Source organism: Limnofasciculus baicalensis BBK-W-15, assembly GCF_024178385.1.
Classification (GTDB): domain Bacteria; phylum Cyanobacteriota; class Cyanobacteriia; order Cyanobacteriales; family Coleofasciculaceae; genus Limnofasciculus; species Limnofasciculus baicalensis.
In genome coordinates, this window is the sequence record NZ_JAMZMM010000203.1 from 1 (window position 1) to 10,962 (window position 10,962).

Below are 10,962 nucleotides of genomic sequence, written 5' to 3' on the forward strand. Positions count from 1 at the left end.
CCCTACTCCCCATGAAGTAAATTAACCCTATCTGTGGTGTCCATCCATAATGGTCGCCAAGAATGCCATAATAATCCTTCTGCTACCTAAAAATCGCTTCCCATGGCTGAAGTCCCTCAATCTACCGCCGAACTAGCTGCTGTCCTCGAACAACCCGTCGATCTGAATTTCCAACTCCCCGATCCTGAAGATGAGGAGATTCTGGAGTACGACTTTCAGCAGATAATGGATAACGCATGGCAAGTTTGCGATCGCTTCGACTTGCAAACCGAGATTTGGCGAGGGCGAATTCTGCGGATTGTGCGCGACAGAGAGAAAAAAGGCGGCGATGGCAGGGGTACGGGATTTTTAAATTGGCTTAAGCTCAGAGAAATTAGCAAAAGTCAAGCCTATTCTTTAATTGAATTAGCTAATAGTGCCGATACTCTGTTAGCCGAGGGAAAACTAGATCCCGATGCGATTAGAAATTTTAGCAAACGGGCATTTATCGAAACCGCTAAATCATCGCCAGAAGTGCAACAACTAGTAACTGATGCTGCCCAAAAAGGAGATCGCATTACCCGCCGCGAAGTTAAACAATTAGCAGATGAATGGACTGCCATGTCCTCTGAATTAATCCCCGATGAGGTGAAAGAAAAAGCATCATCAGGGACAATGCCAGCCCGTTTCTTAGCACCTTTAGTCAAAGAAATGGAAAAATTGCCAGAATCTCACTTGAAACCTTTACAACAGGCAGTAATCGATAATCCTGATGTGGATACTGTTAAACAAGTGACATCAGATGCTCGTTCCTTATCTAAATATTTAGATGCGGCTGCCCAAGTCCAAACCCTACAACATGGTGCGGTAGATATGGCAATGGCACTAGAAGAAGCTCTCAGATTAGACTGTTTAAATACGGCTGCTGATTTAGTCAAACAGGCATCAGCTTTAGAACAAACTGTAGGGAAGCTTTACACTACTTGGAAGCGTTTAGGGAGTCTTTCAGATAGATTGTATGTGGATACGGGGGCGAGTACTCCAAATTTGCGATCGCTCCTCAATTGTATCGATCGTCTTACCAGCGAGGTGATTGAAGTGCCCTTGGATGATACGGGGGAACAGGTGGTGCGATTAAGGGTTATGACTGATTCTAATTCTTGAGGTTTAGCTCTAGTTCAACGTGAAATATTCAGAAGATTAAAGCAGCAGGTTATAACTTAGTTCATCCTGACTTGCTGCTTTAATCTAAATTTTGTAGTATTTATTGGGTTTTATTGTTCAGCTTCATCTGACTTGTGAAATAGTTCCAATGTTAGCGAAGTAAACGCTCCCACATTGTCATATTTAACAATCAATTGTTGTAGTTGAGAGGGGGTAACCAGCCAGTTTGCTGCAATTGTAATATCAGTGCCAATACTTATTTTGCCTGGGCAGCTTAAAGAAATTCCATCGGAAAAAAAGAACGTTTCATTGCCTGCCACAGGGAAATGTAGTTGAGTTGATACAGGAGATGAAACCTTTAGATCCGGTGTCATGGTTATTGAACTTCCTTGCCAATTGCCGCTGATATTTCTGTCAGGTAAAAGATTGAGATCGGTTGACCAATATTTGCTAGGAAAACCAGTACTATCTTCCTGAATACTTGCGGTTCGCATTAAAGTATTACTTTGATCGTAAACAATACCTATACTATGTCGTAATTCCTCATGCCTAAAAAATAGCTCTATACCAAATCCAGAATCAGTTTTTAACTCTGTTGTAATCCAGGTAGCAGCACCCTGCTCAAAGAAAATCCCTCTCATAGAATTGCGTGCAGGGTGAAACAGTCCATTAGCTAATCCATTGGATCGTAAATTATACTCCCAACTTTCTTCCTTTGTGGTGTCATTAGCATAAATATAGCGATTAGTTTGAGTAATTTCAGTTTGATCTTGATTACTCCGGAAGCTTCTCAGACTTTGAAACGACTCAATAACTTCTCCTTCGGGAGAATATCGCGTCCAGATACCGTGCCAATCCCGTAAATGGTTAGCACATAAATTTCTCCAGTTTTGCTCTTTTAGATCCATGGTATCTTTTTTAAAGATGGTGCTGATATCAGAATAAGCGATTTAATAGCCCACATTCGGCACCCTTTGGTGTCACACGACGCTGCCGAAGTCGCTACCGCTAGGCTAACGGGCTAACCCCATCGCTTTTTGGGGATTTCCCGGTAATTTGAGCGTAACTTTTTACACCACTATCTAGATAAAATAGTTTTCCTGTTCCCCCGTTAAACTAAGGTTGAAATGAATACTAATAATGAGGAATAATGAAGTTTCGGTATAAACCAGCGATAGCACGTCTCAAAATTCGCCTGATTCAGCGTAAAGAGCAATGGACACTCACCGTGGCGGGATGGATAGTAACTCTGATGAGTATTATCGTATTATTCACGATCGCGATTGCTAATATCTATCCCTTCCTCTCTGTCAACCAACCGATTGCCGCCGATGTCTTAGTTGTGGAAGGATGGATGCCCGATTATGCCATTGAAGATGCGATGGATGAATTCAAAACAGGTGATTATCGCCACTTGATTGCTACGGGGACTCCTTTATCAAAGGGATATTATTTAGCAGAATACAAGAATTTTGCCCAACTGACAGCGGCAACTTTAATCGCCTTGGGGTTTAACCCAAATCAGTTAATCGTAGTTCCTACTCCCTACGTCAAGAAAGATCGCACCTATTCTAGTGCTGTGGCTTTACGGGAGTGGCTATCCAATTCCGATTTAAACATCAAATCTCTTAATCTTTTTAGCCTAGGACCTCATACACGTCGCAGTTGGCTCATCTTTAAAGGCGTACTAGCACCTGAATATAAGGTTGGTGCGATCGCGGCAAATCCCCAAGAATACAATGCCAAGACTTGGTGGCAGTATAGCGAAGGGGTGCGGACAGCGATCGGGGAAGCGATCGCGTTTATTTATGCTCGATTTTTTTCATTTGCTTGAGGGGGATGCTATCCATTACCCATACAGCAGATTGCAGGTTTATGAAGTACACCTCAGAAACCCGGTTTCTTTGAGAAACCGGGTTTCTCTGCACCGAACATACCTGAAAATTACTGCTACGGCACAGTTTAATCCTTGCCAATTCTGGCTGTAGGGGGGCAGGATTCGGACGAAACTTTAGGCAACAAATCCAACTGTTTGTACCCGAATGCTTCGCCCTGTCTCCTGGGTAAGAGACAATAGGGTTAGTGAGGGGTCTCACCCCCCATGGCATTACCCACCCTTGACAGATAAATTATAATATTATTGAATCAAAATATCAGACCCCTGACCGCAAGGGAGGGGTCTGAATTCTATTTTAGGCTAAAACAGAGTCTCTACTAACTTCCTACCTTCTCGCAAAAGCGAGAAAGTTACTCAAGTTCTGCTACAATCCTTTACATTCTTTCTCTTATGAGTTGACCAAAGTGAGCCAACCAGCCACTTCTCAGATCGTTTAAGTCTCGCGTGCCTCTGTCAAAGCAATTGCTTTTTATTGCCTTCATTCATCACTGGGAATAATCTCATCAGGGAAATTGTCATCAGGGTAGTATTTATAACAGAGTCAATCTTACTCTGTCTTTTAGGTGACTTTTCTCGATCGTTATTGTGCATCCTACCAATATTCATGGCTTTTAAGTGAGAAGTTTTGCCGCCTGGAAAGGGGTGCTATTTTCTATGATTACAGAGATGCCTTGTCGGACTTTACTCAAAATTGTGAGAGAAGTAGGTTTAAAAAATGAACAATCCTTAACCTCACCAGGCAAAGGTTTTCCTTACCCTGGTTTACTCCTTAGCAGCGCGGTTTTAGCGATGAGTTTGAGCATTCCTCAATCTGTTCTTGCTGAAGGAAGTGTAGATTTAACAGCTAACGGTGGTTATCGCCCTTACCTAGATTATACGAAGAACCGAAAAGATCAAACTTTAGGTTATTTTCGGAGAACTAGTATTAATGTTTATGTGAATGAAGGGGAGACGATTAATCTTGGTTCGTCTGCTACAGGGATTCTTAAGGCGGATGGAATTTCTTTGACTGATGGCGATATTTTGTATCGCCCACCGAATAGTGCCAACTTTATAAGTTGTGGAAAAGGAGTTGGTTTTATTGCCAACCGCGCTGCCGAAGTCAATAAGACTTTCACTCCTTGTCAAGTTACGGTTGGTCCTGGTCAAGCAGGTGTCTGGGAAGTGGATTTTGTTAGCCCTTTCCTAAATGGAACAGATGGAGATGATAAATTAATACCTATAAAAGTTGGTAATGATTGGACTCAAACTGAGAAAGATGTATATGTTGCCGCTTGGGATGTCACTGTAACCAAAAATAATCAACCAATTAAAGGTAGAGTTTATGCAAATTTGTTGCCTTTAAATCTGGGTACTTCTAAGCAGGGAGAGGTAGGGTTGCTCAATTCTATCTTGTACATTCAGACTAGGGAAGGTTTTGTATATAAAACTAATCTTAATGGTTTAGATCCCATTGGATTTATCTTCTTCGCTAACAATAATGGGTTTGAGAAAAGTGGTGTTCCGGCTTTTATATCAGTTCAAGCCAGTGATATCAAATCAAATAACTTCACCCTAAAAGATCCCAGTCAGAATAGTACACCCAGCGACTCGAATATAACTCATAAAATTTTCTTCAACCCACCCGATCCTAATTTACCAGAAACAGCACAGACTCCCAAGGGTATTACTTGGCTGCGGGAACCTACGATATTACCTCTGCCAAAGATTGAGAATTTTAAGTTTGTGGGACGCGAAGGAACTCCCAATCAAGCTGGCTCTACATTAGGGGGTAACTTCAGTTTTGATTTTAGCGATCCCAGAAATGAAACTGGCTATTATTCCCTGGTTATTGATATCAATAAAGATGGGGTATTTGGTAATAGTAATGATGTGATTATTAAGGGAGCAGCTACTCCGAGTCAGACTGCGACTGTATCATGGGATGGGAGAACAGGAACCGATGCCGATAATGATGGTTTAAAAGATCCCGCACCAGCCAGCGACACCCCTTACAACGCACAGCTAGCGATATATGTTGGTGAGGTTCACTTTCCTATAATCGATGCGGAAAATAATACTAATGGTATCATTGTCCAGCGGGTGGATAGAGATAATCCCAATATTGTACAAAACAGTAAAATATATTACAACGATGACAATAATTTACTGTTAGTAAATACTTTTGCTCCTAAACCAATTAGTACTTTACTTGGAATTGATAGTACTCCAGGGGCACATAACTGGGGGGTTTTCAATCCTAATGGATTTAATGGATTTGGCAATGAAAATGGCATTGATACTTGGACTTCTTTAATCGATCCTGTTCCCTTAGCTGCGGGAATTCTCGTTCAATCTGCTGACTTACAAATTACGAAAACTCATACTCCTGAACCCGCACTTTTCCCTGGTCCACTTACATTTACTATTGATGCAACTAACAAGGGACCAAGTAATGCAGTAGCAGTCCCCGTTACAGATAATTTTACTCTTGGTTTCACGGCTAGTAATGTTACTTGTGCCATAACAACTGGTACTGGTAGTTGCGGTACTGTTACTTTTACAGGACAAAATTTCAGTGTTCCTGTTAATCTAAATACTAACGCTAACGCCAGAATTACTGTCCAAGGGAATATTTCTGCCACAGCAACTAATCCTTTACCTAACACTGCCACTATCACCCGGCGGAATGATGTTTCCGATCTAAATAATAATGATAACCAGAGTTTAGATAATCGACCAAACGGGACAGAATCAGTTACAGATTCAGTTACTTTGGTGAAAGAAAATCCCTTGCTGGGTGTGGCGAAACAAGCGGGAGTTGCTACCAAAAATCCCGATGGTACGTTCAATGTGCCCTATACTGTGTTATTGAGAAACCAAGGGAATGTTCCTTTAACTAATGTTCAAGTAACGGAAGACTTGGCTACTACTTTTACAGGTTCAGGTGGATTTAGTATAGTAACTGCTCCCGCCGTTACAGGTTCTCTTACTGCGGCTAATCCTGCCTTTAATGGAAGTACCAATAAAAATCTTTTAGCAGGTACTCAACCCCTTGCAGTTGGACAAACTGCCACTATTACTTTTACTGTAAAAGTTACTCCTGCTGGCAATCTTGGTCCTTATAATAATACAGCAGTAAGTAGCGGTACTGCTCCCTCTGGGACAACTACCACCGATGAATCAGAGAACGATCCTAATCTTAATCCAGATCCTGATAATGATGGTAATCCGAAAAATAATAACACTCCCACTCCTGTTAGCTTCCCAGAAGAAGCAATTTTAGGTGTGGCTAAATCCGCTGGTACGCCAGTTAATAATAACGATGGTACATTCACCGTACCCTATACCGTCTTAGTGAGTAATTTAGGCAACGTCGCCTTAAATAATGTCCAGTTAACAGAAGATATATTTGGTGGAGTTACTAGCACATTTAATGGTGCAGCCAATGCCACAATAGTCTCTCCCCCAACAGTTCTTAGTGGACCACTAACTGCTATCAATCCTAGTTTTAATGGTAATGGCGACAAAAACGTTTTCGTTTTAGCTGGAACCCAAACCCTCGGCTTTGGACAAAGTGCCACTATTGCTTTTAGTGTTAAAGTTACCCCAGCCGGGAAACTTGGTACTTATAATAATATCGCTGTTGGTAACGCCACTACTCCCAAAGGAGTGCCAACTACCGATAACTCTACCGACGGACCTAGTGTAGATCCCGATAACGACAAAAACCCCGGCAATAATAGCGATCCTACCCCAGTAATTTTCCCCGAAACTCCAGTATTAGGTGTAGCCAAAGCCGCCGGAAACCCAGTAGATAATGGCGATGGTTCCTTCAATATTCCCTACACTGTTACTGTCCAAAACCTAGGAAACATTGCTTTGAGTCAAGTGCAAGTAGTAGAAAACCTCAATAGTACTTTTGCCGCACCTGCTACTTTTAATATCCAAGGGACACCTATCAGCAGTATTCCTAACCTGACAATTAATCCCGCTTTTGATGGTAAAACTAATACCAATCTCTTAACTACTGCTACTAGTACTTTACCTTTTGGTGGATTGGCAACTATATCATTTACAGTGAAACTTATCCCCAATGGTAACTTAGGTCCTTACAATAATAATGCTGTAGGTAGCGGGACAACTCCAGGAAATACTACTGTTACCGATAACTCAGTAGATGGTACTATTACAGATCCTAATGGCGACGGTAATCCTAACGAAGAAAGTCCCACAGTAGTTCGTTTAGAAGAAAAACCATCACTAGGATTAGCCAAATCTGCTGGCACAATCGTTAATAATGGCGATGGTACTTATACTGTACCCTACACTATTACCTTACAAAACTTCGGTAATATTCCCCTAAGTCAGGTACAAGTAACAGAAAACTTAACTCCTACTTTCCCCCTGCCCACCAACTTTACTATTGAAGGAACACCTACATCTAGTATTCCCAGCTTGGTAATTAATCCCACCTTTAACGGGAGTACTAATACCAGTTTGCTAAATGCCAATAGTACTCTACCTCTAGGTGCAACAGCTACCCTCAACTTCAACGTCAAAATTACTCCCAACGGTAAATTAGGACCATTTAATAATAATGCTTCCGGTAGCGGTTCCACTCCCGGCGGGAAAATAGTTACAGATGATTCTGTAGATGGGACTAATCCTGACTTAAATGGAGATAAAAACCCAAATAATGATACCAGTCCTACCACTATTTTGCTTTCCGAAAAACCAGTATTGGGAGTAGCCAAAGCAGCAGGTGTGCCAGTTAATAATCAAAATGGGACTTACACAGTACCTTATACTGTAGTCGTTAGTAATTTAGGCGACGTACCTGTAAGTAACGTCCAAATTACCGAAAACTTATTCGGTGATGCCAATAGTACCTTTAATGGAACAACATCGGCAGTTGTTCCTGCTGCACCGACAACTACTAGCGGTTCATTAACTGCGAATAATACCTTCAATGGTAGTAGTAACCGCAACTTATTATTAGGTACGGAAACTCTACCTGTGGGACAAAGTGCGACGATTACCTTTAATGTTATTGTCACCCCAGCGAGAAACTTAGGTCCTTATAATAATACCGCCATTGCTAATGGTACTAGTCCAGGTGGTGCATCAGTTACTGATAAATCCAATGACGGTACTATTGTCGATCCAGATGGGGATAAAGATCCCAAAAATAATGATATTCCCACTCCAGTGAGCTTTACCGAAAATCCTGTGTTAGGAGTAGCTAAACAAGCAGGAAATACAACTAATAATGGTGATGGAACATACACGATACCATACACTGTAGTTGTCAGTAATATGGGAGACGTACCATTAGAAAACGTCCAGATAGTGGAAAATCTGTTTGGCGATGTGGCTAGTACCTATAATGGAGCAACTGAGATTGCGATCGCAACTCCCCCAGCTATTACCAATGGTCCTTTAACGGCAACCAATTCTGCCTTCAACGGTAATAGTGACAAGAATCTCTTAGGCGCAAACCAAACCCTACTTGTTGGCGAAAGTGCGACTGTTACATTTGCTGTAAAAATCACTCCAGGCGGCAAACTTGGTCCTTATAATAATATCGCAGTTGGACAAAGTAACAGTCCCTCCGGTAAACCAGTCACCGATAACTCTACCGATGGTTCTAATCCCGATCCCGATAACAATGGACCAGGAGATAATAATACTCCTACCACCAGCAGCTTTACCGAAGCTCCAGTAGTGGGAGTCGCAAAAGCCGCAGCAAAACCAGTTAATAATGGCGATGGTACTTTCAACATCACCTATACCGTATTAGTCAGGAATATGGGAGACGTACCGATTAAAAATATCCAAGTAGCTGATAGACTATTCGGAACTCCTGATAGTACTTTTAATACTGCTAATAAGGTAGAAATTGTCACTCCACCTACCGTCACAGGTTCAGTTACCGCAGCTAATAATAGTTACGATGGCAATAGTAATTTCAACCTGTTATCAGGTACTGATACCCTACCCCTAAATGGTAGCGCCACTATTGTTTTTACCGTAAAAGTTACCCCCGGCGAGAACTTTGGTCCATTTGCTAATACTGCCATCGGACAAGGAATTAGTCCAGGAGGAAAAACAGTCACAGATGATTCCACCGATGGCAATAATGTCGATCCAAATAATAACGGTCCAGCAGATAATAAAACCCCCACCACGATTAGTTTCGACGAAAACCCTGCATTAGGTTTAGCCAAAACAGTCGGAGTTCCCGTGGATAATGGCGATGGTACATTTTCCGTAACCTACACAGTATTAGTAGAAAACCAGGGAGATGTGCCATTAAGAAATATCCAGGTACTCGAAAACCTATTTGGCGATGCTAATAGTACATTTAAAGATGCCACCACCATTACCATACCCACCCCGCCAACCATTATTAGTGGTCCATTACAAGGAGTTAACCCTAACTTTAACGGAAATAGCGATCGCAATCTCTTAGCAGGTACAGAAACCTTACCATTGGGACAAAAAGCCCAAATTAGTTTCACCGTAAAAGTTACTCCAGGTAATAATTTCGGTCCTTATAACAATACAGCCATTGGAGAAGGAAGCAGTCCCGGCGGCGCAAAACTAACCGATGAATCCACCGACGGTATAAATGTCGATCCAGAAGGCGACGGTTCCGCAGATAATGCCACACCAACCCGAGTTTCCTTTAAACCAATACCACTTTTAGGTCTAGCCAAAGCTGCCGGAGAAGTAGTAGATAATGGAGACGGAACTTTCACCATACCCTACACTATCATAGTCAGAAACCAAGGCAGTTTGCCATTAAATAATGTCCAGGTAACAGAAAACTTACTAGGTAGTCCAGATAGTACCTTTAAAGATGCTAAATCCATCCAAATTGTTGCCCCACCAAGAATTACCAGCGGTACGCTAACAGGAGTAAATCCTAACTTCGATGGACAAAAAGACCAAAACCTATTATTAGGAACAGAAACTTTAGCCTTGAATACTAGCGCTACTATTACCTTCAGTGTTAAAGTTACCCCACAACCCGTTAACCTTGGTCCATTTAATAATACTGCTATTGGTAGCGCCACTAGCCCTAATGGGGAAAAGGTAACAGATTTATCTACCGACGGTGGCAACACAGATCCGAATGGTAATAATAATCCCAACGATGATAGTCAACCTAGCTCAGTTGCTTTTGTAGAAAAACCCACATTCAGTTTAGTTAAAACAATCACTAATGTCACCCGCAATAGCACACCAGTTAGTGGAATTAACTATAGCGATATTAGTACCTTTGTCAGCGATCAAAAAATCGTTCAAGCTATAAAAGCCGCAAATCTGCCCACCACAGGCATAACTAATATTCCTGGCACAACTGTCTTGCAAAGCGATGACGAAGTTGAATACACTATCTACTTCATTGCAGGCGGTACAGGTGTCGCCAAAAACCTCAAAATTTGCGATGCTATTCCCGAAGGTACTATTTTTGTTAACGGGAGTATGAGTTTGACTATGCCAGTTGCAGGATTATCTAATCAACCTCAAACTGATGGAGTAGATGGGGATAAAAGTACTTTTGTCAATATCTTAGATGTCTCTGCACCTTATAATTCTCCCCCTTGTCCAAATCAAAATAATCCTAACGGCTCAGTATTTGTGAATTTGGGCAATATTCCCTCTGCACCAAGCGGGCAAAATGTTGGTTTTGTTCGTTTTAGAGTGAAGATTGATTAATTTGTTATTTGTTATTTGTTATTGGTTGTTGGTTATTTGTTGTTGGTTATTTGTTGTTGGTTATTTGTTATATTTTTAATACCGAGCTTGTTAAGTAAAGTGACTCACAATAGGGTGCAAAAGTTCCAAAAGGTCATTAGCCCTCCTTTGGATTATTGGACAATAATAGCTGAAACGACGCAAATTCGTCAAGTATTGAGAATTAATCTTAATAA

The 10,962-nt window shown here is 41.5% G+C and carries 4 protein-coding genes; 3 read left to right on the plus strand and 1 reads right to left on the minus strand.

Annotated features, from left to right (window positions below):
• The first annotated feature begins 102 nt into the window (after positions 1-102).
• The gene (locus NJ959_RS18500; RefSeq protein WP_254013213.1) at positions 103-1,143 is read left to right on the plus strand and encodes a hypothetical protein; all 1,041 of its coding nucleotides are present in this window, start codon (positions 103-105) and stop codon (positions 1,141-1,143) included.
• A gap of 110 nt (positions 1,144-1,253) precedes the next feature.
• Here NJ959_RS18500 and NJ959_RS18505 read toward each other — a convergent pair whose 3' ends face one another.
• Entirely contained in the window at positions 1,254-2,051 is a 798-nt protein-coding gene (locus NJ959_RS18505) for a DUF3598 family protein (RefSeq protein WP_254013214.1), read from the minus strand.
• Positions 2,052-2,293: 242 nt separating this feature from the next.
• On the opposite strand from NJ959_RS18505, the gene NJ959_RS18510 reads away from it, so the two are divergent.
• Together NJ959_RS18510 and NJ959_RS18515 are read left to right on the plus strand one after the other, a co-directional pair.
• Positions 2,294-2,977, plus strand: coding sequence for an ElyC/SanA/YdcF family protein (locus tag NJ959_RS18510; protein ID WP_254013215.1), 684 nt, complete (start codon positions 2,294-2,296; stop codon positions 2,975-2,977).
• 717 nt (positions 2,978-3,694) lie between these two features.
• Entirely contained in the window at positions 3,695-10,747 is a 7,053-nt protein-coding gene (locus NJ959_RS18515) for a beta strand repeat-containing protein (RefSeq protein WP_254013216.1), read from the plus strand.
• Positions 10,748-10,962: the final 215 nt, after the last annotated feature.